Raw genomic sequence first — 23,484 nt, forward strand, 5'->3', positions numbered from 1 at the left:
AGATGGGACGGCCTAGACTCGGCGGCACCGGAGTGCGCATCGGGGCACGCGTGGCGCCCTTGATACACCGCCGTCCGGGCGCGTTTCACGCTTGCCTGCCACGACCGAGTATGAGGAGCCGCCGTGAGCGATCCCGTGTCCATCGCCGTGCAGCGCGAGATCGCCCGGGACCTGCAGGTGTCCGAGACCTTCGATGGCGAGGCGGAGACCCGGCGCAGGGTGGACTTCCTCGCCGAGCGGCTGCTGTCGACGGATCTGCGCTGCCTGGTCCTCGGGATCAGCGGCGGCGTTGACTCCATGACCGCCGGGCGGCTGTGCCAGCTCGCCGTGGAGCAGGCCCGCGCCGCCGGGCACGACGCGACGTTCTACGCCATGCGCCTGCCCTACGGGGTCCAGGCCGACGAGAAGGACGCGCAGCTCGCCCTCGACTTCATCTGCGCCGACCAGGTGCTGACCGTGGACATCAGGCCCGCGAGCGACGCCGCGCTGGAGGCGAGCCGGGCCGGCGGGGTGGTCTTCCGCGACGCCGGGCACGAGGACTTCGTGCACGGCAACATCAAGGCACGGCAGCGGATGATCGCGCAGTACGCCGTCGCGGGCGCGTACAACGGCCTGGTGGTGGGAACCGACCATGCGGCCGAGGCCGTGTCGGGCTTCTTCACCAAGTACGGCGACGGAGCGGCGGATGTCGTACCGCTCGCGGGACTGACCAAGCGCCGGGTGCGGGCCCTGGCCGAACTGCTGGGCGCCCCGGACGAGTTGGTGTGGAAGACCCCCACCGCCGACCTGGAGACCCTCGCCCCGGGCAAGCCCGACGAGGACGTGCTCGGGGTGACGTACGACGACATCGGGGACTTCCTGGAGGGCAGGGAGGTGAGCGAGCCGGTCTTCCGGTCGATCGTGCACCGCTACCGGCTCACCGAGCACAAGCGCCAACTGCCGATCGCACCCTGACCTGATCAGGCGGCCCCGCCAGAACGCCGAAGAGGCTGCTTCAGATCACTCCGAAGCAGCCTCTGTACCTGCGGTTTCCGCAAGTCGGGACGACAGGATTTGAACCTGCGACCCCTTGACCCCCAGGAGTAGTGGTCAAGGGTATTTTCTGGATATAGCAGACTTAATCATGGCCGATAATGTGCATAGCAGGCTCCGTCGTGGACGATCGCGCACACCGCGTGGTCCCCAACTGGTCCCCAAGCGGTGTCCGTAGACCCCTGCAACGGGACCCAGACCTCGCCGCGCTCTCGCCAGGCTGGCGCCACCGCTCCACCGACCGCTCGCGCACCGCACTGCAGCCGCGACTCGAGCGGCCCCATCCATCAGGCCCTCTCGGCCCTGACGCAGTGACGCATTACGTCTGCCCGCCCCGATCGTGGGTGGGCGGCTGCTCCACCGCGCGCAGCAGATCGGGGCTCACGACGTTCCCGCCGACAGCACGCCCGTTGTCAGTGGTGTGGGAGAGAATCGTTGTGTGGCGACTTTCCCTGAGACCGAACGCTATATCCAGTTTCTGCTTGAGCAGTTGGCGGGCCGCAACGAGCACCACGTGTTCGAGCAGATCGTGTTTCAGATTGCGCTGCGCCGGCTGAGCAGCAACATCGTGCCGGCTACCGGTCCGGTGAGTGCCGGCGGGGACCAGGGACGTGACGCCGAGTCGTACTACACAAGCCTGCCACACGAGCTGCCCGGGGCGGGCGGTTTCGTCGGGCGTGCCACCACGGAGCCCTGGGTCCTGGCGGCCTCCGTGCAGAAGCCGCCGTTGGACGGGAAGATCCGCGACGACCTGAAGTCGATCTGCAGCCGAGGCGAACCCGTGCGCAGGGTGGCCTTCTTCTCAGCGCACGAAATCCCGGTGGCGGCACGGCACCGACTGCAGCAGCGTGCAAGGGATACATACGACGTCGCCCTGGACGTGTTCGACGGGCAGGCTGTGGCCTGCATGCTCACCCAGGGCGACCTCGTCTGGATCGCCCAGCGGTATCTGGATCTGCCCTCGGCGATGATCCCGGACGAGCCGACCGAGGCACATCCGGACTGGTACCGCTCCACCCTGACCGCTTTGCGGGAGCGGCCGGGCAAGCGTCTGACGCCGGGTGCCCTGTCCGAGGTCCGGGACGGTTTGCGGCATGCGACCTTCGACGACGAGGCGCGGGTGGACCTGCCCGAGTGGCTCGGCTACGTCGGGGAATTCATCGACGCCGGGGACGGAGAGCTTGCCCTGCGGGCGCGCTACGAAAGAGTGCTGGCCGTGCTGCGCGGGAGGAACAGCCTGGACGGTGTCGAAGCGGATATCCGGGCGGTCATCGACGCCGCCATGTCCTCGGAGCGTGTCGCGCTCCTGGATGACGCAAGCCAACTGCTGCTGTACTGGGGCGGCGCCTGGCTGCGTCACCTGGGTACGACGAACGCCGAGGAACTGCGCGAGCTGGACCTGCGGCTGCGTCAGCGTGTAGCCGTCTTGATCGAGGCCACCGACGCCGCTGTCTACCCGGTACGCAAGGCGTCGCTCCTCGACGTGGCCGCCCAACTGTGTCTGCACCCGCGCTGGCAACAGGTCACACGCCCGGCTGCAGGGGCACTACCCACTCCGCAGGAGACGACACGGCTGCGGCGGGCGGGTGAAATCGTGCCTGATGTCAGCCCGGCCAGCAGCCCGGTGGACGTCACCGAGGCGATGGACTGTCTGGAACAGCTGGTGGACCTGCCGCCTAAGGCCCGTGCTTTCCCGGTCGGCGGTGTGAGCGCGACGTTCCAGATGTTCGCACCCGCCCTGACCGAAGACCCTCGCTACGAGAAGATCCGCGACGCATTGGACGCCGCGCAGGCGGACCTCGCAGGTGACAGCAGTGTCGCTGCACGCTGCCGGGACCGTGCGATGGCATTCCTACGCGCGGGCAGACCGCTGGACGCGCTGCAGGAACTGCACGAGGTCAAAATCAACTGGTGGCACGGCGACACCCTGCGCGGCGCGCTGCTCACCATGCGCATGATCGCAAAGATCTACGGCGACCTGAACCTGCAGCAAGCCGCCCGGCAGTACGCGCTGACCGCCGCCGCCGTCGCAGCCTCACACACGGGCAAAGATCATGAAGACCTGCTGCCCGCCACATTGACCCAAGCCATGGCCCATACCCACGCGGCGGGCCACTGGGGCGACGCCCTCGCTCTCGGCGGACTCGCCTTCATGACACACCATCTGTTCGCCGACACCCCCGAGGACTACCCCTCTCACGGCTACATCCAGCAACTCGACTTCCACGCCAGCATGGTGATGCTCAGTGCAGAGCGGTTCCGCCCCGCGCTCCTGCCGGCCCTGCGCGAGCTCACCGATGCGGACTACCTGGCCGACCTGGACGAACACCTCCCGCTGATCCGGCCCAGCTTCACGCAGACCGAGCAGCAGTTCATCCACAACGCAGACGACCAGCTCACCGGAAGACCGTTCTCGGACGTGGGAGCGCACCGGGATCTGAACTTCGCAGCCCTGGGCACGACATGGCGGATCCGGTGCGACAACACCCGCGCCACCGTCCTGGCAGCCGAGCGTTTCACCGCCGCGGTGCAGATCTCGCTTGCGGAACTCGCCCCGCACGATCCTCTGTTCTTCCCCCAGGACATCCTGGTCCGGGTGATCACGGGCACACCACTGGGCGGTGGGGACAGAGTCACCTTCCGGCCCAACAATCACGCCGTCGACTGCACCGTCATCCTCAGCCCCTACAGCGCCTCGACCGACCACACAGTCTTCGAACGCGAACTGTCCGCCACAGTGGTGCACCTGCTGGCCCACCTCAGCGCCAGGCCCACTGAGGCATTCATGTCTCTGGTGGAGACAACATTCGCCCGCGGACTCGTGCACAAGCTGATCAGTGGCCGCCCCTACGACGACGCCGCCGGTCTGCTGACTGAGGCCCACTACGACACCCTGCGTCAAACGGCCATGCCGCCGTGGTCGGACACGGCATTCCAGCCGCCCACCGCTCCGCAACTCGCCCGGCCCACGACACCGGGACCCGGCTACGACCGCACCAGAGCACTCGACCTCATCCGCGACAACTACACCGACCTGCCCCAGGTACTCAGCGAGACACTGCCCCGTCTCCTGGCCGACCCCGACACCCGCACAGGACTGGAGGAACTGCGCGAGGAAGGATGGCTCGACTGGCAGATCCTGCTGGCCCTGGCCAATATCGCCGCTAACCTGCGGTTGGAGCAGGCCAGCCCGGGCAGCATTCCCCGGGACTTTCCCACCCGCTTCTTCCAGACACCGGAACGCCACTACACAACCGCACTGCCCCTGAACGCCTTCACCGCTGACAGCCTGCGCGCGCAGATGGACGTGACCCTGCTGGCCGTCGCCCAACGCCGCTGGAAACTGGGCTCCGCCATGACGACCCCCAACCCGCAGGCGTTCAAGAAGCTGTTGACCACCCGCTACAACTACGCGACAGATGACGTTCCGCACCGCGACCTGCTCAACGGCGCCCCGGACGACCACGGGGCCCTGCTTCCTCCGGGCACCTGAAGAATAACCGGGTGAGATGCCCCGAGTTCCGTACGCGAATGTGGGCCCCTCTCATGGATGAGAGAACGGCCTCCGGCATGCGTTTCCGCATGCTCGGGACGACTGGGTTTGAAATCGCACCCCTTGACCACAGAGGCCGCAGAATTGCCTGCGCGCACCTGGCAGACCTACCTCGCCGGACACGCACCTGCGCGCTGTTCAGGGTCGCGAGCTCCGTGTGGTCTCCAACTGGTCTCCACGACAGTGGGGACGACGAACGACGTTGTCTGCTCAGAGAAGCATCCGCGTGGCCCGTCCAAGATCCGGATCAAGCCCTGCCACGGCGCCCGACAGGGAGGTCCGAAGGCCGTCATCAATCAGGAGGTCGACCTGCTGGGCGCATCCGTCCACTTCCTGGATCTTCACCACGGTCGACGCTGCGTCGAGATCCCTGCACAGACCACTGGTCCCCAGGTCTGGTCCCCAAGTCAACCTCGCCGAGTCTCAGACCAGTTGAGAGGACGATCTGGAGGGTTCGGCACTCCCGACGAGGTCGCCGAGGCAGCCGCATTTCTCCTCGGTCGCCAGGCCGGATCGGATGTACCGGCGGCTCTGAGGATGCAGGATCGGGAGCTTCACTGAAGGTATGCGCCTGAGACGGCGGCGGCCGCGAACGAGGTGCCCCAGATCTTGGCATCGGCGCCGGTGGGACCGTTCTTGATCTGCAGGCGGGACAGGTCACCCAGCGGGTCCGAGGCCCCTCCCCCATAGGCCGTAACGCTGAAAGACCCAGGTGGAGGCGTGGAGTTGTAGCCCGCCTGCTGCGCGTTCTTGTCGAGGGCCAGCGCCACGACGGCACCGTGGAGTCGAGCCGGATAGCCGCTCGGTTCGTTTTTGACGTTGCCCGCTGCCGCAACGAGGACAGGGACCCGCCCCCACATATGTCGACCGTAGGCCAACAGATAGTCGATGCTCCTGCCGAGCGCAGAGTCGCAGGATCCCGACACTGGACTCGACAGGCTCGCATTGATCAGGTCGTATTTGCCGGAAAACACGGCCCAGATCATCCCGGCAAGTACCTCATAGGAATGCCCTTTACATTTTTCATTCAGCACCCGAATGGGATGAATATCCGCACCTTCGTTAACAGCCTTGATAGCATGGGCCACTGCAGTGCCGTGTCCGTGCCCATCATCGGCCGTCGTGGTGGCCGGGTCTTTTTGGTCACAGCCGAGGAAATCTACCATGGCGGCATTCTCATCGAGCATGCCGGTGTCCAGCACCGCCACTCGAGATCCTTTCGCTCGCCTTTCAGGTGGGATGTCCGGGATACTTTCGATGAGTTGCCTGAGTTTCTCCGGATCGAATACGTCTATCCGCCTGCCGACTCGTCGGCGCCACGAATCCAGAGCATCGCGCCAGCCGTGAGGCTCGGGGGGTGGGGTGTCTTCTCCGGGAAGCTGAGAACCGCTGCCGGCTGTGGTGAAGAGATATCCGGGCTCCCACATGAGCTGCGGCAGGAGAATATCGCGCTGCGGGTTGCCGGCTGTCAGCTCAGCCTGAAGCGCTGCTGTGATGTGGATCCCCATCCGCTCCTCGTGGTGGACCACAGCGATGTTCGGAACTTTGGGATTGCTGAAAAGGCGCTCGGAGTCCGGGCTGATCCGCCAGAACTGGACAGGGTCGGGGCGGCTGATAGCGAACCTGCGTGGCGTCTCCAGGCGATCCCAGACTTCCATCAGATTCATCATCGCCGACCAGGGTCCCACCACGGTGGAATACGCCGCACTGCCATCACACATGGGTACCTCCTCGAAGTCACGGTAGGAGCCCACCGGCACACAGGACGCGCCGGTATCGGCCAACTGGACGAGCATCGGTAGCCGAAGCACGTACCGGCCTCGAGTCTCGAGCCATGGCAGAACGGAGCATCTGGAAGCCGAGCACATGGTCACGGACGAAGGCCGAGCCCGTGACGTACCTGCGGGGCAGGCACGCGGTCACGGACGAGGAACTCGTCGCCTGGGAGCCCGTACAGGTTGGTCCGAGCGCCGTCGCTGCGATCCAGGGCCCCTGCCCGGTCTGCGGCGACCACACACGCCAGAGCGTGGAGCAAGGGAAGCTGGCAAGTGGTGCTGCGGGAGCAGAAGAAACCCTCGCGAAGAAGGACCGGCTGACCGTGGTGTGCGAATGCGCCTGCGAGATCAACCATCCCGATGCGGCAGTCCCTCCCACTCACTGGCAGAGCTGCGGAAGATGGTGGCTGGCCACCGTCAGGCTCGCCCCTGGTGGCCAAGGCCAGCCAGTGCGCGCCGCTACTGACGAGTCGATGCTCGAGGCCGCCCAGGCCGCGCGGAAGGCGATGACGAACGATGAGGCGACCGTTCGCTCCGCGGCAGAAAAGTGGATCGCCGCTGTCACCGCACTCATCGGGCTCTTCGGCCTGGCGGGACTGCTGGCGGGCAAGGACAGCTTTGTGGGCCTGCCCGAGGAAGCCGTCCTGATCGTAGCTGCTGCCGCGCTTGTGGCGGTGCTAGCTGCGGCCAGCGCCATCATCCTGGCCAACCGTGCAGCGTATGGGTGGCCGACGGTGGTCGACATCAGCAACGACGAGGCCCTCGAGCGCTGGTATGTCAACCAACGGACTGTCGTCGAAAAGGCAGCCCGCCGCCTTCGCACCGCAGTGCGCTGCGCCCTGCTCTCCCTGGCCGCCCTCATGGTCGTTGTGGGCTGCAACGCTTTCTGGCCACGAGGAATTGCCGTGCAAATCACCCGGGTCGACGGCTCTGGAGTATGCGGCACCCTCATCGACACCAAGACGCCCACTGAGCTGCGCATCAAGCGATCCAATGGCGACGTCACATCAGTTCCCGCGACGGCAATCAAGACTGTCATCGCCTCTCCCGGATGCTCCTGAAGCACCTGTCCTGACTGGGCGGCAACTACGGAGTGTGTTCAATCACCGATGACGGTGGACACAGGGCACAGGTGGCGCCACATGTGCACCAGCAGCAGAAAACCGCCCATCCAATTGGCACGACATCAATGCGGGAAAGGCGACCCTCTACCACTGACAGTGCGTCAGCTCATACCTCAGGCGGGCATCAAGCGTGCGTCACATTTCACACATAACGCAAACTTGACAAAGCCGTAGTTCAGCGGCTCTTTTCAGCAGAATCAAGGATCTAAGAAAGGGGAGGAACTGGCACATTACCAGGTCAGAGGCCATTCATAGCCCAGCCATAGGACCCTACGGACGCTCGGAGCGTCACGGCCGAGGCATGAGCTGCCCTTCGCCCAACGAGGCCCAGCCAGCGGTAGGCGCTCGCTCCGCCTCACCAGCGCCAACTCGCATCTCATTGACTACGGACCCACGGAAGGCCGTGCAGTGAGGAACCTAGCGCTCCCCGTGCCCTGCGGTAGGCATCACTCCGCGACAGCTGAGAGCAGGCTGGCAACTGCCACGACAAGCAGGCGACGGCCATAGAGGGATGTGGGGCGACATGCACGAGCCAGGCAATATTCCGGTAGAGATGGAACGGCTGCAAGGACACGCTGAACGCGCCTTCGTCGAGGTACAGCGGGCGGACACGAAAGCAACGGCTTTGTGCGGAATAGCCGGTGGCCTGCTGGCTGCAGGGGTGGTCGTGCTGTCGAGTGCACACGGCATGACCCCCATCGCGGTGCTCTCCTTGGTCCTGATGTGTCTTTTGCTGATGGCCGCGATAGGGGCTGCGCTGCTCGCACTGCGGCCCGTGGTCCCAAGGGCGGGGCTGCATACCGAATTGATGGGCGAGGCGCTCGTACACCACCGGGTCGGTGTAAGTACGACTGCGCACGGGGAGCTCGAACGGCATGTCGAGGGCCGCCGACTGCAGGTGCTGGCCTGGCTGGCGGACAGGAAGCTGCGAGCGGCCCGCCTGTCCGTCGACTTTGTCCTGGCAGGACTCCTGATGGCTGGAATGTGTCTATTGAGCAACATTCTGGTTAGTTGAGACGATCACCTAAGTGTGTCGGGGCCGCAGAGCAGGGGGACGCGTGTATCAGCCGCATGCCACGGTGATCGGCGACAAGTTATGGGCACGCCTGAAGGTGCTGGCACCGCAGCGCGTCAGGCCCGCTCGGAGTGTGCTGCTCCGCCAGGGAGACCCAGCAACTCACGTGATCGTACTGGAGTCCGGGTCAACGTTGATCACCCTGGCCGGGGCCTGCGGAGAAAGGACGCTTCTTGCCGTGCGCGGCGCCGGTGAGTTACTCGGCGAGCTGGCCGTGTTGGACTCCCAGCCGCGCACCGCCACGGTCATCGCCGCCGAGACCTGCCAGATCCGGATCATCCCGGCTGCCGCTTTCCTCACGTTCGTTGAGGAGCATGATCTGCTGGCCCCCCTCCTGCGCCATGCCATCGCCCGGGTCAGGGAATCGGAGGCCGTTCGACTCGAACTGGCCACCGCGTCTGTGCCGCTGCGACTGGCATCGGCTCTGTCGCGACTGGTCGAGGCCGCATCTGCTTCGGCTTCGGATCTCGCCGTGCGTCTGACCCAGACGGAGCTGTCTCAGATGATTGGCGCTTCCCGCAACGCGGTGGTCAACGCGCTCAAACCCTGGCGCGAGCAGGACTGGGTCCGCACAACCTCCAGTGGTGGGCTCCTCGTTCGCGACATCCATTCGATTCAATCGCACGCGCGTACGCAGGCGTGACGGGCCGCACTTCAGGCGTGCCCACTACTGGGCAGCGGCGGCCGTCCCGCCCGATCAGCATGGGCACTTCCCTGACCGCCTGTGCTGAAAGGACGGTGCCCGATGGATGCGCCGCTGCACGCAGAGCCCTTGGATGTGCCCGCCGAACTCGCCCTCGTGGCGATCGACATGGAGAAGTACAGCCAGATCCCCGAGTCGAAGATGGCCGCCGCCCGGTGCGACGTGGACGACATCGTGGCGACCGTGCTCGCCGATTGCCAGCTGCCCGACCCGCAGGAACTTCCCGGCGGCTACAAGGACAGTGGCGACGGGGCGATCCTGCTGTTCCCGCCCTCAGTACTGGCACGACTCGTCGACCCGCTGCTGGGCCGGCTCAATGCGGCTCTGGTGCGCTACGAGCGGCAGCGGCTGGCCAGTAGTCCCGTCCTGCGGCTGCGGGCCAGTGTGCACATCGGCCCGCTGTCCCTGCCCGACCACCGCGGTAGCGCCATCAATGACACCACCCGGCTGCTCGACAGTCAGGCAAACCGCGAGGCGCTGTCCGCCGCGAAGGACAATGGCGGCTTCCTTGCCGTCGCGCTCTCCGAGATCGTCTACCAGCGCACCGTGCACTCGGGACGCACGCAGGATCTGGACTCACACCACTTCCTCGAGGCGCTTGCCCGCGTCAGCGACAAGCCCGGCTTCGAGCAGCCCTGCCGGATTCATGTACCGGGCCTGACCGGTCCGGCCGTACACCCCTATGTCACAGACACCGCATCGTCGGCTTCTGCTCCGCCCTCCACCGCGCAGCAGAACACTGCGTCGGAGGCGCCTGCCGCCAGCAGCGGCGGCACGTTCCAGTTCCACGCTCAGGTCAGCGACGCCACGATCGCCAACAGCATCGAAACCGTGCGAATCGATCGCCGCCAGCGGTGAGGCATCCAACCTTCCGTCCCCGCCGCCTTTCCCGCACTCACCCTGGAGTTCCGGTATGACTGACGTACCGTTCGACCCCACTCGCTCCGACGCCACCCCACCGAACAACGAGGGTGACGAGGGCCAGTCCAATGGCTCAGGCAGCTGGCTGCATCGCTTCCGTCCCGGAACCGGCTCTGCCGATCGACCGGGCGCGAACCCTGACGACCCGTCCCCTTCTCCAGTTCCCTCACGGCCGGGCGCTTTGCCACCCGCGCCCCGGGTGCACGAAACGGACGGTGCAGCGACACACGTGTACGGGGACCCCGAAGTTGTCGCCCACCACATCGAGCAGGTGATCCTGGAGACTCGAAAACGGGACCTACTGGAGGGCGTGGAACAGAACCGTGAGCGGTTGCGCGACCAGCCGTTCGTACGGGGCCCGCACTGGGACCTGGTCTGGGAGCAGATCGTCAATCCTGTCACCGGCCGTCCTCGCCAGCCGATCATCGTCATTGTGGCACCACGTTCGTGTGGCTCCACTACCTTCGCTCTGCGGCTGCTGGCCGAGCACACTGCTGACGAAACCACCGTGGTCCAGCTGGATGCGGACTGGGACACTCCCCGCCAAGGGCGCCTGCCACTGGAGAAGGCGCACGCGTACCAACTCGATCTCAAGCATCCGGAGAACGACCAAGTCTCCGCCGACTTCCTGAACGCCCTGTCGAAACACGCCTCCCACCTGCGCGACTGCCGCTCCTATCTCGCGCTGACCGTCGCACAGGACCTGTGGAAGGACCACCGCCTCAGCGATCGTGACGGCATCCAAGTCGTTCACCTGCACGAGGCGCCCGATGCCCAGCGAGTGGTCGAGGCACACCTGACTGCCCACGGCTACGACCAACTCGTCACGTCACTCCGCTCCTTCTCCAAGACCACCACGTCCTTGCGGGGACTGACAGCAGTGGCCGCCGTGCGGGCCGCGCACACCGTCGTGATGGCCTGGAAGGAGCACAGCCGCACCAGCTCCCAGCAGTCGTTCGCGCAAGCCGAAAGCGAGGGTGAAACCGGGAGCACCCTCGAAGACCGCATCATCGCAGCGTTGACCGACTGGCGCGGTGAACTCGACAGCCGATTCGGCGAGATGAACAGCCTGCACGCGCACGACAACCCATCGCTCACCGTGGAAGACCGTTGCCTGCTGCTGGCATTGGCCGTGCAGCAGTCTGCGCCCATGCCCATCGTCGCGCGCAGTGCAGCCGCGCTGCTCGCAGCGATCGGAGACGCGCCCGGCGCCGCCGGCACAGCACCAGGGTTGTCGCCGCCCCTCAGTGCCCTGGCAGGACGGGGAATGCGGCGGCGTATTCGGGACGTCGGAGGTCGAGTCGACCTGCAGGACAGAGTGGTCTTCGACCGGCCCGCCTACGGACGCGCGGTGCTGGAGTACGTCTGGGACAACTACGACGTCATGCGCAAACCCGTGCTGACCTGGCTCGTCGCGACAGCCCAGAGCGCCGATCCGGAAGACCACGCCGTGGCGGCGCTGGCCGAACTCACCGTGCGGCACGGAACAGTGGGCTACCTCACCGAGTTGGGTGAACTCGTCGGCAGCAGCCAGCCAGAGGTGCTCGGTGCGGTCCTGGAAAGGGCCGTGCGCAACGAACACGTCGGCCGCCTGGCGTGGGCAGCGCTCTACGGGTGGGCAGAACAGAGGAGTTATGCGCCCGCCGTGATTGCGCTGTGCCAACGGATCCTGGAGGACTCCTCCGCCGCCACGTCTCTGGCCAAGCGAGCAATGGTGCGCCTGCGTCGCGTCGCACACAAGAACGCCGACGCAGCGGGCCAAGTCCTGGCTGCCTACGACGATCTGGTCCAACACCCCACCGTAGAACAGCGACTGGTCGCTGAGGTGCAGGGCTGGCAACAGGGCAAAGTCTCCGCCCGCGGCGGTGCACTGGCCTTCCTCGCGCTGATGACCGTCCGCCGTGACGACGCACCGTGGCTCGTGTGCGCGCCTCCCCCGGACATCGACGTACAGCGAGCCGTCAACAATCTGCTCTCCTCATCGGACACCGCTGCCCAGGTCATATCGCGACTGACGGACTGGATCCGCTCGTGCGCCAGCGATCCCAGCGCCTACGCACAGTTACGCGACCAGCTCCTGCCTGCGCTACGCGGCCACAACATGTTTGAGGCCGGCATGAAGCTCATGAACGAGCTGCGTGGCATCTCCACCGTCGAGGGCGTCAGTGTGGCTGACGACTTCTACAACCACCTCGTCGACAGCCGTCTGCGCACGGTCTTTCCGCTCGAAGAGAGCCTCACGTGAGGTGGCCATGGAGGCGCGCAGTCCGTAAGAGTACGTCTGTCCAGCCGCGTCTGCTGCCGAGTGCCACGGACGACATCGCGTTCGAAGCCGTGTACACGATCACCTGGCGACCACTGTGGCGTGTGCCTCCCAATGTGGAGGAGACAGTACGCGCCGCCGTGCATGCCGCGGCCTCCGCTACAGCGGCACGCCTGACGGCCTCGGACGTACCCGCTGCCCAGGACGCCGTCAACGCCGCGCTCGGCCGTCTGCCCCACCGCGCCCCGAACTACTGCCTGTTGAACGTCTACGCGACGCTCGGTCTGCCCAGCACCGCCAAGGACCTACTGGCACAGCGGGCAGCGGACGAGCAACGCGTTCGCCGTCTGCGTTTCTTGAAAGACAACCTCTACGACCACCCGGACCTCGTCGTCCTGGACCAACTTGAGCACCACGCCCCCGGCGCCCTGGCTGACGAGCATGTTGCCGAACTCCAGCGCCTCGCTCGCCTGATCTACTCCTGCAACCGCTGGTGGTTCCCACTCCTGCAGCAATGGGAGCAGGTTGGCCAAGGGTTCACGGACGTCGATAAGCGACAGCAGGCAATGCTCGTACTGTCCGACTCCCTCAAGGCACTCAACGGCGGCAGCCTGCCCAGCAGCATCGCGCCGATGGACATACCCGGGGCCGACACGACAGCTCGAAGGGCACATCCATGAAGCTCGTCTTGTGGAGAGTGCTGCTGGACCCAATGACCAGCCTCCGAGCCCTCCTCGTTCAACGGCGCAGCGCAACGCCCCTGTCCTACGACACTGCCTGGCGTCAGGCCCGCCTAGACCGTTGTCCGGATGAGATGGTCTATCGACTCCACGGCCACCAAGCCGCCAGCACCTCCGATCAAGCGACCGGCGCCCAGACGCCCTCCGCTCCGCCCAAGAGCGACGAGCCAACCGACCGGCGCCCGTAACTCGAGCATCCCGGAAGCGGACAGCTCCTGCGCCCTGTCGCGGGATGCTCGCGTCCAGTGGTTTGGGCTCACGCCTGAGGACGAGGTCCCTCGACTGCGGCGCCTGACGAGAATCCCGGCTGTTCCCCCAAGGAGACAGGCACCGGTGTTGCCAACAGCCCGGGCAGCATCCCACATGACGTTCCTTTGCCCCATCCTTGAACGACGGGGCAAAGGAACGTCTATTCGGCGATCGTCAGTGGAGCGTCCAGGCTCTCCCACGCCCCGAGGACCGCCTTGTGAGCATCCAGCTGCAAGTGGGCATACCGTTCGTGGTCTGGAAGCTCTCGTGCCCGAGGAGGTGCTGGACCTCGTGGAGCGAGACTCCCTTCTGGACCAGCCACGAGGCGCAGGTGTGCCGCATGGAGTGCGTCGGCTAGTGCGGGACGAGCTCCGACGCCGCTGGACGGAGCAGCAGTCGGCTGAACGGGCGCTCTCAGTGAGTATCCCAACCGAAGCGGTACGGCTCAGGGCCGTAAGGGCTCCAGCCCTTCAAGTACGGCTTGAGGTCGTCCGGCGTCGGTTCGCGGCGGCTCGGCATGACCGGTAGCTCACTGAGCGGGTCGAGTGCCTGAAGGTACCGTCGGGCCCAGTCCAGCCATCGCCTCGCCCCATCCGTGTCGAAGCTGTCCGTTTCCTCGACGCGCACGAGTCGGCGCTCCAGTGCGTCACAGTAGGCGCGGAGCAGCATCGCCTCGTGCCAGTCGCCGGCCTGCTCACGGAGCACTTCGGCGAACTGAGCCTGCACGGCCTGCTCCCTCGCCTCCACCATGGCCCCTTCCCACCGGACCTCACGGTCCGCCTTGGCCCGCTCCTCGTCCGCCTTGCGCTGTGCGTCCTCCACGGCCCGGGCCTCGATCTCCATGAGGACCGCGCCCAGCGCGTCCTCCACCACCCACCGCTTGCGATCACCCCAGCGGCGCTGGCGACCAGACCGGCTGTAGGGGAGCTGGATCACGAGCTTCCCGGAGCGTTCCGGGTTTTCGGACTGGGGGAACTCCTGCTGGATCGTGACCGTACAGGTGAAGCCGTCGACGACCACGTCCACTTCGCCCGCTCGCCATGAGCGTGCCGGACTCTCCTGCACGCTGTACCCACGTCGCACGGCCTCACCGACCAAGCCCTGCAGGAGAAGGAGCGCGCGCCGGCGAAGTGTGGACGGCATGGCCAGCCGCTCGTTGTCCCGTAGGGCCATGACCACCGGGTGCGGCGAGCGCAGTTGAGCAGGAACCCGGACCTGCGGCGCGTCACTCGACGCCCGCCCCCGGGAGTTGACGTGCGGACCGGCCGCCAGGAACATCTTCAGTCCGCTTCCGCCATAGCCCGTCTTCTCGATGCGCTTGCCTTGAGGTTCCAGACCGTGCCGCTTGGCATAGTTGATGACGCGCCGCCACTCCGTGATCTCGTCCTCATCAGGGTCGTTCACGATCACGTGCCCTTCGGCTACGAGTCGTTCGACGAGTTCGGTCGCCTTCGCGCGTCGCGCACGAGCGACGGGGCGCTCGCTGTATGGAGTTGGACCAGTCGATGGCGTTCCACCTGTCGCGTCGTCTGCCACACGCCTGCCGTGCACGGGGTGCTCCGGGTGATGGCCGTTCCGCAGATAGAACGTCCCTGCCTCGGTGACCTGTAGATGCGCTCCGTCTTCGCCACGCCGGATCACCAACAGCCCCCGATCACGCAACGCATAGGCCGACCGCCACTCACCAGGCTCCCAGCTTCCGGGAGTCTCTCCGTCGGCGATTCGACGAAGTAGTGCACGTTGCCGTTCGTTCAGGGAGGACCAGCGATGCATGAGAGCAGCCCACACCGCCCCATCGCCCTCTGCAATGACGTCCGGGTGATGGCTCATTGCGGGGCCGGCTCTCCCAGAGAGACCTGTCGGCTATTCCGCGACGTCGACGCCGTAGCCGCGAGCAAGATCGGCGAGGCCGTGGTCATAGCCCTGTCCGACGGCCCGCAGCCGCCAGCCCTCTCCCCTGCGGTACAGCTCGGCAAGGATCATGGTGCGCTCCGTGGTGGCGGCGTCGAGGGTGGCCCGGGCAGTCGGGGCCGCGCCGATCCCACAGGTGGCAGTGATCTCTATGGCCCCGACATCGGCGAAGGTCGCGGCGCCGTCGATCGCGGCGGCGATGACGACCCGGTGGACCTCCAGGGGCAGCCGCTCCAGGTCGGCGGTGACGGCCTGCTCCGTCGGACCGTCCGTGGCGAGCCGTACGGTGCCGTCCGGGTGCTCGGGGGCGCCGTAGAAGACGAAGTCCTCGTCTCCTGCCACCTGTTCGTGTGCATCGACTGCGAAGGCGACGACGTCCACGTCACAGGCGGTCTGCTGACGCCACGCGGCGGCCACCGTCCAGGCCGTGCCGGTGCCGGACAGGTCAAGGACGCCACCTCGGACCAGGACCGCCGCCGTGTCCGGCCGGTTTCCGACCGCAATCCGTGCCGATGAGGCCATCGGCGGTGTCGTGGGCGCGAGCAGCCAGCCGGCGTCGTACACGCGCAGGCCGAGGGCGGCGATGCGACTCATGCGCCGGTCCACTTCACCGCCGGGCAGCACGACGACGTCGGACACGCTGGCGGAGAGGTTGACCGCCGCGGAGGCGCCCAGGGCGACCGCACGCGCGCGTGCCTCTACGGCCTCGTCGTGGGTGCCGCCCAGGACCAGGACCCTGCGCCCGGTTAGCGGCTGATCCGCCGCAACAACGGATTCGGTCGGCGTGGCAGTCCGCTGTGCCGGGACAGTGGGCGTCGACGCGGGCAGCGCGCACGGCACATCGGCAGGCGTCTCCGCAGCGGCACGCTGCCGGGCGGCGCCCTTGGACTGGCCGGGCTGCACCGTCTCCAGCAGTCGCAGATAGGTCGGCTCATCCACGAGCGGGACACCCGCGTCCTCAGCGCGCTTCAGCTTGGCAGATCCGGTCCCGGTGTCGTTGGTGACGACGACGCTGGTCTGGCCGCTGACCGAGGTCATCATGTTCAGCCCGGCCGCCACCGAGCGGGCCACGAGCTCCTCACGAGAGATCCGGGTGCCCCCGGTGATGGCGACCTTCATCCCCTGCACCAGCGGCCCACCCGACTCAAGCCGACCCGGATTCCGGAATGCACAGGGGGTCTTGGGCACGTACGGCCTGTAGTCCTGGCGAGGCGGACACTCCAGGAGCGGCAAGGCCAGGCCCAGTTGCCCGGCCGCGCTCAGCGAACCGCGCAGGATGCCGGAGAGCACCCGCACGTCGTCCTGCGCATCATGGGCCTTCTCCTGGCGCACACCGTAGTGCGCCGCGAGCGTGCCCAGCTTGAGATCGGGCGTCGGAGGACCGACCAGGCGGTTGAGGGCCAGCGTGCACAGACGTCTGCTGACCGGGACCCAGGAGCGGACGTGGGCGAACTCGTGGGCAAGGAAGTCGTAGTCGAACTGCGCGTTGTGCGCGACCAGGACGCGACTGCTGAGCAGCGCCCCCACCTGCGGGGCGATCTCCTCGAAGGTGGGCGCGCCGGCGAGCCGGTCGGGGGTGAGCCCGTGGATGTGCACGGCGCCGGGATCGCACCCGGGATTGAGCAGAGTGGCAAACTCCCCGGTCCGGTTGCCCTGAGCGTCCAGCGTGAGGATCGCGAGAGAAAGGACACGGTCCCGACCGGGTCTCAACCCGGAGGTCTCCACGTCCACCAACGCCCAGTCATGGAAGTATTCGGGCAGGGTAGGCCACTTCGGGCTCGACGACAGCAGGACCATACGAGGCTCCCCTCCCCCGGGCGCTGCAGTCAGCACACCGCCTTCACACTGGTGATCAACCAGTGGGATTTTCGCACGCCCCGGACGCAGTTCGTGGCGGGTTCGTCACGAACTGCCACAGGGACTGTTCAGCCTGAGATGCAGTTAGCGCGTCACTCCGCCGGCGCCAGGCGTTGCCCTACCGCAGCTTGGGGACGGCGAGTTCGACGGTGCCGGTGCGGGTGTCCCACTCGCGTGGGCGGTAGCCGTTGCGGCGGTTGACGCGTTCGTTGCTGACCGCCCACGACGTGCGGCTCGGGGAAGTGCGGCCGTCCCAAGCCCAGGTCGCGCACCGGGTCGACGGTGCAGTTCTCCCCCATTGCCTCGGTCTCGGACAGCAGCACGGCTGCCCGCCCGCGGCTGGCGCCGGCAGCGCCCGCGATCCGACGGGCGGCCGCCGCCATCGTGGCCGGGTCCTTCAACCAGCGCTCGCAGCCATCCAGGTGCCGGCGGTCGATGGGCCGCAGCAGCCGCGCCGCGTCCAGGACATCGGCGAGCCGGTGCTGCGCCGGGTCAACGTAGCGGACCGCATTCGTCAGCACCGCCCGGACACCGAGCCGGTCGGCCAGGCCCATGGTCCGCGCGGCCAGCCTCAGCGAGCCGGGCCCGGTGCCCGTACGCCCGGAGCCAGACCGCCTCCAGCCGCAGCCCGTCCCCAGCCAGCTCCCGCCACGGCGCGAGCAGCTGCTCGGCACGATCCGGGCGCCCCACCGGCAGCGCCCGCACCGGTTCCGAGGCGGGCCCGAGCATCACCACCAGGTCCCGGTCGGCGAAGTCGTTCAAGGCCGGCCAGGGCACGACGGGCGGCCCGCCGTCGGCCTGCGCGTGCGCGGCGGACACCAGACGACACAGCCGCGCCCACCCGGCGGCATTCCGGGGCGAGCAGCGTGATGCGCAGCGGCGCCTCCACTACGTGCGCGCCGCTGCGGACCGCGTACGGGCACGGTCACGGCGAGGCGACGGCGGGCGATAAGGGGCGACGGCAACATCGACGCCAAACACCGGGCGAAGCCCAGCGGCCGCAGCGGCTGTGGCAAAACGGACTGTGCCCGCGACGGTGTCCCGGTCGGTCATCGCCAGCGTCGTCATCCCGCGCTCCACGCCACGCTGGACGAGTGCGCCAGGCAGGGAAGCGCCGTAACGGGCCGAGTAGCCGGAGGCCACATGCAGATGAGTAAATCCATCGCCCCGCACCACCAGCCCTCACGTACCCCCTGCCTGACCTGCGCCTCTCTATGCATCCACCATAATCCAGTATTCGAGCGCATGTTCTCCTCAATGCTCAGGGTGCGGCTCGGAGCCTGTGACTCGCAGCAATGCTTGGCCAGTCGCAGCCGTATTTGGCCACGCGGGTTCGCCGTCCAGGGCTAGTTGGCCCGTCCCTCCGATCAGCAGTCCGGACCTCGGCGGCACCGAACGGACGCAGGTCAGTCGACAGCCGGTCCTGGGGAGCCATTTGGATGTTCCGTGCGTCTCCGTCTGCAATGAGGGGATGGAGGACACAAGGTGGCTAATAGTCCACAGCGGCGTGACCGGTTACGACTCGCCCGACAACGGACGATGCCGGATCAAGTCAGGGCACGCATGCGTGATCGCGGACCAGAGTCAGCCGGGAGTTGGTGGCGCCGCATCCCCTGGACACACATGGGTGCTGCGCTGGGCGCCCTCGCCGCCATTGGTGGTCTGGTGTTCACGGCCGTCGCCACCTACTACAGCGCTGTTGTGTCCCAGGATCAGCTGCAACAATCGCGAGAGGATGCTGAGCGCGAGCGTCGCAGCCAGGCGATGCGAGTGTCGCTATGGACCGAAGACCAGGTCGCCAACAATATGCGCTTGCATATTATGAACAGGTCGCCCGATCCGGTAACCGACGTGTCTGCCGGCTTCCTTGTTCGAAAAGGCGCATGGGGAGACGATTCAGCCGACGAACCGGGTCGCTACGGGGGCCTGTACGTGGACCTGCCGAATCTGCCGCCGTGCAGCGAAATGATCGTTAAGCCGGAGTCGCTGCGCTGGCATGTGCCCAACGGCACCAGCCCACGCGAACTGCCCGCTGATGCGCGCGTATTCATCGAGTGGATGGGGTTTGTGGATCGGGACTCCAATCGCTGGTTGCGGCAAGATGGCGCATTGCTGCCATTCCTCGAGAATGTGCCAGATGGGGTGACAAAGGTAGAGGTGCGCCCGGACTCGAGGGAGGAAGGGACGGTGCCGATACTCGCGTTCGAACCCAATGGAGAGGTGGATGGGAGGCTCCCGATGCAGCGTGCCGCTTCGTGTGAGGACAACTGAAGCGAGAGCCTTCCCACGGCTTCGACACCGGCGAGTAGGCCCCGCGCCCGGGTAACTTCGAACGACTGTACGTGAAAGCGCCCACGCGTACGGATGCGGGATGGGTGTTGTCAGAGCCCGCTGTCACCATCCGGCCATGGCCCAGATCAGCCCCAAGCTCGCCCACACCTTCTTCGCGGACATCTCCGCCGGCTCCCCTGTTCCACTGGACCCGGACGACCTCCTGCACATGGTTCATGTGCGCCGTCACGGCCACGTCATCTTCGGCGACATCGCGGTGCGCTGCTTCAAGAACAGGTCGAAGTGGACGTACGACGAACGCGAGATCCGCCGTGTAGCCCAAGCATTCGCGGACTTCCGCCTGGACACCGACGACGTCGTGGAGGTGCAACTGCCCACCTACTTCGACGCCGCCGATGGCGACGACCAGGGCATGGGGTGGCGCGGCCCGGCAGCCTGGCGGCCCCGGATCGCGGCGTGGCTGTTCTGGGAGGCCCGCCGCAAGCACCAGGAGGGGCGGCCCTACGAAGAGTGGAATGACAGCTGGAAGCGCCTCGGGGCCAACGGGCTGCCCGCAATGCTGACGTGGGACGAGTTCGTCGCGGCGCGCAGCGGGATCCGGCACCGGGAGAACATCGCCAACACCCGGCCGCTGGAGTTGATGACCTGCTCTGGCGACAGCCTGTTTCTGCCGCGAGCCTACTCCGAGCTCCTGGACCGCTGGGAGCAGGTGGAGGAGAACCTGGTCGGCCGGGCCCGGACCTGCTCCCGCTGTGGCGCGCAGGGCCCGCGGTGGGGCGGCTGGCGCACCCAGACTCCGCTCGGCTACGTCACCCTGTGCCCGCCGTGCTCGGGTGCCACCTTCCAGCGCTACATCGGCCACCTGCGCGGCGTCATGTACGACTCGCGCCGCATGCGCGGCATCCGCGCCGACGACTACCCGGCCGTCACAAAATCATCCCTAACTACCAACTAAATAGATCAGATGCCCTCTTAGAGGACGTTCGCATCACTTATGGGCAACTGTGCCCCGGTTCACTGTCTGCCAGCGGTACCTCGGCACAGGGCATTTGCCGAAATCGCCCAGCTTTCAAGAGGGTTCACGTGCCCGCTTTAGCACTGACATACCCGACACCTCCTGTCCGGTTTGAAGATGACCCGGTAGCAACCGCTTTGCCTCGCCCGTTCGAGCGATAGCGGCCGTGCGGACCGCGTGAGTCAGTATCTTCATGGCCCCGCGACTGCCCTATCTCAGTGATCTGTCCGATGCCCGCTGGGCGTTGATGGAACCGATCTTGACCGCCTGGCGGGCCGAGCGGCAGAAGAACTCCCTCAACCTCGGCGGCAAGGTCGCCGACCTGCGGGAAGTCATGAACGCGATCCTCTTCCTCAACCGGACCGGCATCCCATGGCGCTACCTGCCCCACGACTTCCCGCCGCACACCACGGTCTTCGGATACTTCAGTGCCTGGACCGCCGACGGCACGATCGAGAAGCTGGGCGTCCACCTGCACGGGATCGTCCGCCAGCAGGAAGGGCGCGCCGCCGAGCCCACCGCGTGCGTCATCGACGCCCAGAGCGTCAAGACAGCACCCAGCGTGCCCGTCGACACCCAGGGCACCGACGCCGGCAAGAAAATCGTGGGCCGAAAACGCAGTATCGTCGTCGACACCCTCGGCCTGTTACTGCTGGTCACGGTGACCGCCGCCAGCGTCTCCGACAACGAGGCCGGCATCCAGCTCCTCAGCCGGATCGCCGCCGACCGCCCCACCATCAGCAAGGCATGGGTCGACACCGGCTACAAGAAGAAGGCGATCGAACACGGCGCCACCCTCGGCATCGACGTCGACGTCGTCCCGCGAAACACCCAGGTCAAAGGATTCTCCGTGACACCGAGAAGGTGGGTGGTGGAGCGGAGTTTCGGGTGGATCATGATGCACCGCCGCCTAGCCCGTGACTACGAGACCAAACCCGCCCACTCCGAGAGCATGATCCACCTCGCGATGATCTCCAACCTCGCCAAACGAGCCACTGGAGAAACAGTCATAACCTGGCACAAACCATGAACTATCGCTTCTTCAAGCGGAACGTCCTCTTAGAACCGTTCATCCTACGGGGGCCACTGCTGCGTCCGCCCCCTCGGTGGGTCGAGCTCTGCCAGTACGGCCACCGCTGCTTGGGCTGCTGCCTCAGCGGCGCGGAACTGCCAATTGTGCGCGTCGGCAACGTGTTTGAGACCGTCGGCCTTATCGCTGATGCCGCGGATGGTGAGGGCTTGGAGCTCGCCGGTGAGATGAGCGGCCTGGGCGACACCGGCGCTCTCCATCTCGATGGCGACGGCATCGGTGTAGTGATGTTTGAGCTGGGCGGTAAGCGCGGAGTTGAGGGAGTTCAGGACGACCTCGCCGGCGGCGATGGGCTTGAAATGCACGCCCGCGTTCGTACGCAGGGCGGCCAGCGCAGCTTGCTGCAGTCGGTGCGGGGCCTCCCAGGCGGTCGGACTGCTGTGGAAGCCGTCCGGGGTCTGCTTCCCGCCGTGGTAGCCGTAGACCTTGGTGGCGACCACCACGTCACCGAGCGCGATGTCGTCCTTGAGCCCGCCCGCAACACCGACGAAAAGCAAGGCATCTGGTTGGAACCAGGCGTAGGCGCGCTCAGTGATGACGGCGGCGGCTCCGTTGCCTACTCCGGACTGCGTCAAAATGACGTGCCATGGCGTGCCTGGGAGAACTCCGCGCTCGAACCGTGTGCCACTGGGGTGGCTAATTTTCTCGATGCTCGCTAAATGCCTTTGCACAGCATTGTATTCAACGGGCAACGCGGTCAGAACCACCACGGTAGGGGCGTGACGAGTGTCAGGTGACTTGAAGGCGGGATCAGCTCCCTCGCCGTGCAAATGAGCCGGATTGGGGCGGTTTTGCGTCCATGACTGTAGTGCGGCGCGGACGGGCGTGTCCTTGGTGATTTCCGCCAGCCGTGCCGTGAACCGGTCGACCGCCGTCTCGTCCGGCACCTCGAACAGCAGGTACCAAGCCACCTCCCACAGAGAGCTAAGCCTGTGCGGGGGTGGCGGTCCGAGCGGCCCGACCGCATCGTGATACAGCCAATGGGGGTCGTACTCCCGCCCATTGTCGTGTCGGGTCAGCGCCTCGATCAGTTGCCGCAGGCTCTTCTTCTGCTGTCGATCCCACGTCACAGTCGGGATCAGGTCCCCAAAGGGAGGCCAGTAGCGGGCCAGAACCTGCACCGGCATCATGCGTCCGGAGCGGGCCCCGGCCATCGAAACCATGCCGACGACACGACCAGTCTTGGCGAGTGTCACCGCGGCCCCGCTGAATCCCGGCCCGAATGGCTGGCCGTACGTATTCCATGGCTCCAGTTGCATCCACTCGCTGGCGATCAACACGGCGGCGGTGACCCGCAATTCCACGAGCGTTCCCTCGTCGTAACTCCGTGGATAGCCGTAAGCCAGCAGTCTGGGTGACGGGTCGCCGTACGCTTCGGACGGCTCCGCGAACTGGGCCGGTTCGATAGCTACGGCGTAGTCGAGTTCGAGTATGGCGAGATCGCCAGGGTCAGTGTTACCGCCGGCCCAACCACCGTGGGCGATCACCCGGGCTGGGATGCTCGCGTTAGGAGCCCCGAGGCCACCCGACTCCCGCAGACCACCTTTTCCGAGCGAGCCGCCGAAAGGGAAGGACACGCTCAACGGCTCCGTAGGGCTGCCTGCGACGACATGGGCGCAGGTGAGCACGAGACGTTCGCTGACCAAAATGCCGGCACCGGTGTTACGTCCGCAGTGGATCCGTGCCTGCCAGGAAACGCTCCCCATGATGTGGAGGCTACCCGCAGAAGTGGGTTCATGACCCGCCCGCGCTGACCTCAGAGGCCATCCTGCGAGCCTGCAGTCGGGACTAGGGGGTGTTTTGAAAGTCCTGTGCGGTGCCCGCGGTGTTCGGTGCGTGCCCTCGGCGTGCCGGACGAAGGCCCTCGTACTGGACGTACTTGGG

The 23,484-nt window shown here is 66.5% G+C and carries 16 protein-coding genes and 2 pseudogenes; 11 read left to right on the forward strand and 7 right to left on the reverse strand.

Annotation, left to right across the window (positions count from 1 at the left end; all coding sequences use genetic code 11):
• Nucleotides 1-123 precede the first annotated feature (123 nt).
• Nucleotides 124-954, forward strand: a complete 831-nt coding sequence (gene nadE / locus ACN6LB_RS24325) for an ammonia-dependent NAD(+) synthetase (protein ID WP_445027768.1) — start codon at nucleotides 124-126, stop codon at nucleotides 952-954.
• 517 nt (nucleotides 955-1,471) lie between these two features.
• Complete coding sequence (locus ACN6LB_RS24330; protein WP_445027769.1) at nucleotides 1,472-4,525, forward strand: hypothetical protein; 3,054 nt, start codon at nucleotides 1,472-1,474, stop codon at nucleotides 4,523-4,525.
• A 614-nt stretch (nucleotides 4,526-5,139) separates the two neighbouring features.
• Here ACN6LB_RS24330 and ACN6LB_RS24335 read toward each other — a convergent pair.
• Nucleotides 5,140-6,369 (reverse strand): S8 family peptidase, encoded by a 1,230-nt coding sequence (locus ACN6LB_RS24335; RefSeq protein WP_445027770.1) that lies wholly within the window; start codon nucleotides 6,367-6,369, stop codon nucleotides 5,140-5,142.
• A gap of 50 nt (nucleotides 6,370-6,419) precedes the next feature.
• Between ACN6LB_RS24335 and ACN6LB_RS24340 the strand changes: the two genes are divergently transcribed.
• The 6 genes from ACN6LB_RS24340 (at nucleotide 6,420) to ACN6LB_RS24365 (ending at nucleotide 13,126) form a co-directional block, all read left to right on the forward strand.
• Nucleotides 6,420-7,421 carry a hypothetical protein gene (locus ACN6LB_RS24340; RefSeq protein WP_445027771.1) on the forward strand — a complete coding sequence of 334 codons (1,002 nt, stop codon included), beginning with the start codon at nucleotides 6,420-6,422 and terminating at the stop codon, nucleotides 7,419-7,421.
• A gap of 586 nt (nucleotides 7,422-8,007) precedes the next feature.
• A complete protein-coding gene (locus tag ACN6LB_RS24345) occupies nucleotides 8,008-8,499 on the forward strand; it encodes a hypothetical protein (protein ID WP_445027772.1) in 492 nt (163 codons plus the stop codon).
• Nucleotides 8,500-8,632: 133 nt separating this feature from the next.
• A complete protein-coding gene (locus tag ACN6LB_RS24350; RefSeq protein WP_079080652.1) occupies nucleotides 8,633-9,202 on the forward strand; it encodes a Crp/Fnr family transcriptional regulator in 570 nt (189 codons plus the stop codon).
• A 102-nt stretch (nucleotides 9,203-9,304) separates the two neighbouring features.
• Nucleotides 9,305-10,120, forward strand: a complete 816-nt coding sequence (locus ACN6LB_RS24355) for a hypothetical protein (RefSeq protein ID WP_445027773.1) — start codon at nucleotides 9,305-9,307, stop codon at nucleotides 10,118-10,120.
• Between the two features lie 292 nt (nucleotides 10,121-10,412).
• Nucleotides 10,413-12,428 (forward strand): hypothetical protein, encoded by a 2,016-nt coding sequence (locus ACN6LB_RS24360; protein WP_445027774.1) that lies wholly within the window; start codon nucleotides 10,413-10,415, stop codon nucleotides 12,426-12,428.
• A gap of 134 nt (nucleotides 12,429-12,562) precedes the next feature.
• Nucleotides 12,563-13,126: a hypothetical protein gene (locus ACN6LB_RS24365; protein ID WP_445027775.1), complete on the forward strand. Its 564-nt coding sequence runs from the start codon at nucleotides 12,563-12,565 to the stop codon at nucleotides 13,124-13,126.
• Nucleotides 13,127-13,609: 483 nt separating this feature from the next.
• On the opposite strand, the gene ACN6LB_RS24370 is transcribed toward ACN6LB_RS24365, so the two are convergent.
• From ACN6LB_RS24370 to ACN6LB_RS24390, 5 genes and pseudogenes are all read right to left on the reverse strand, one after another.
• On the reverse strand, nucleotides 13,610-13,777 hold the full coding sequence (locus ACN6LB_RS24370; RefSeq protein ID WP_445027776.1) for a site-specific integrase: 168 nt from the start codon (nucleotides 13,775-13,777) through the stop codon (nucleotides 13,610-13,612).
• A gap of 72 nt (nucleotides 13,778-13,849) precedes the next feature.
• Nucleotides 13,850-14,839: a hypothetical protein gene (locus tag ACN6LB_RS24375; RefSeq protein WP_445027777.1), complete on the reverse strand. Its 990-nt coding sequence runs from the start codon at nucleotides 14,837-14,839 to the stop codon at nucleotides 13,850-13,852.
• A 459-nt stretch (nucleotides 14,840-15,298) separates the two neighbouring features.
• Complete coding sequence (locus ACN6LB_RS24380) at nucleotides 15,299-17,143, reverse strand: TerD family protein (protein WP_445027778.1); 1,845 nt, start codon at nucleotides 17,141-17,143, stop codon at nucleotides 15,299-15,301.
• 181 nt (nucleotides 17,144-17,324) lie between these two features.
• Nucleotides 17,325-17,417: pseudogene (locus ACN6LB_RS24385) on the reverse strand (transposase); the annotation flags it as partial.
• 4 nt (nucleotides 17,418-17,421) lie between these two features.
• A pseudogene (locus ACN6LB_RS24390) lies at nucleotides 17,422-18,376 on the reverse strand (PHP domain-containing protein); the annotation flags it as partial.
• A 450-nt stretch (nucleotides 18,377-18,826) separates the two neighbouring features.
• Here ACN6LB_RS24390 and ACN6LB_RS24395 point away from each other — a divergent pair.
• The 3 genes from ACN6LB_RS24395 to ACN6LB_RS24405 all read left to right on the forward strand — a co-directional run bounded on the left by ACN6LB_RS24395 (nucleotide 18,827) and on the right by ACN6LB_RS24405 (nucleotide 21,540).
• Nucleotides 18,827-19,474: a hypothetical protein gene (locus tag ACN6LB_RS24395; RefSeq protein WP_445027779.1), complete on the forward strand. Its 648-nt coding sequence runs from the start codon at nucleotides 18,827-18,829 to the stop codon at nucleotides 19,472-19,474.
• Between the two features lie 136 nt (nucleotides 19,475-19,610).
• Nucleotides 19,611-20,450: a hypothetical protein gene (locus ACN6LB_RS24400; RefSeq protein ID WP_445027780.1), complete on the forward strand. Its 840-nt coding sequence runs from the start codon at nucleotides 19,611-19,613 to the stop codon at nucleotides 20,448-20,450.
• A 253-nt stretch (nucleotides 20,451-20,703) separates the two neighbouring features.
• Nucleotides 20,704-21,540 carry an IS5 family transposase gene (locus tag ACN6LB_RS24405; protein ID WP_445027781.1) on the forward strand — a complete coding sequence of 279 codons (837 nt, stop codon included), beginning with the start codon at nucleotides 20,704-20,706 and terminating at the stop codon, nucleotides 21,538-21,540.
• A gap of 44 nt (nucleotides 21,541-21,584) precedes the next feature.
• On the opposite strand, the gene ACN6LB_RS24410 is transcribed toward ACN6LB_RS24405, so the two are convergent.
• The gene (locus ACN6LB_RS24410) at nucleotides 21,585-23,306 is read right to left on the reverse strand and encodes a phosphorylase family protein (RefSeq protein WP_445027782.1); all 1,722 of its coding nucleotides are present in this window, start codon (nucleotides 23,304-23,306) and stop codon (nucleotides 21,585-21,587) included.
• Nucleotides 23,307-23,484 lie beyond the last annotated feature (178 nt).

The sequence above is a fragment of the Streptomyces sp. SAS_270 genome, from assembly GCF_052543295.1.

Bases quoted from the DNA above. Each gene is read 5' to 3' on its own strand.
- ACN6LB_RS24340 (WP_445027771.1), top strand. From the start codon at position 6,420: ATGGCAGAACGGAGCATCTGGAAGCCGAGCACATGGTCACGGACGAAG.
- ACN6LB_RS24345 (WP_445027772.1), top strand. From the start codon at position 8,008: ATGCACGAGCCAGGCAATATTCCGGTAGAGATGGAACGGCTGCAAGGA.
- ACN6LB_RS24355 (WP_445027773.1), top strand. From the start codon at position 9,305: ATGGATGCGCCGCTGCACGCAGAGCCCTTGGATGTGCCCGCCGAACTC.
- ACN6LB_RS24370 (WP_445027776.1), bottom strand. From the start codon at position 13,777: ATGCGGCACACCTGCGCCTCGTGGCTGGTCCAGAAGGGAGTCTCGCTC.
- ACN6LB_RS24380 (WP_445027778.1), bottom strand. From the start codon at position 17,143: ATGGTCCTGCTGTCGTCGAGCCCGAAGTGGCCTACCCTGCCCGAATAC.
- ACN6LB_RS24395 (WP_445027779.1), top strand. From the start codon at position 18,827: ATGGGTGCTGCGCTGGGCGCCCTCGCCGCCATTGGTGGTCTGGTGTTC.
- ACN6LB_RS24400 (WP_445027780.1), top strand. From the start codon at position 19,611: ATGGCCCAGATCAGCCCCAAGCTCGCCCACACCTTCTTCGCGGACATC.
- ACN6LB_RS24405 (WP_445027781.1), top strand. From the start codon at position 20,704: ATGGCCCCGCGACTGCCCTATCTCAGTGATCTGTCCGATGCCCGCTGG.
- ACN6LB_RS24410 (WP_445027782.1), bottom strand. From the start codon at position 23,306: ATGGGGAGCGTTTCCTGGCAGGCACGGATCCACTGCGGACGTAACACC.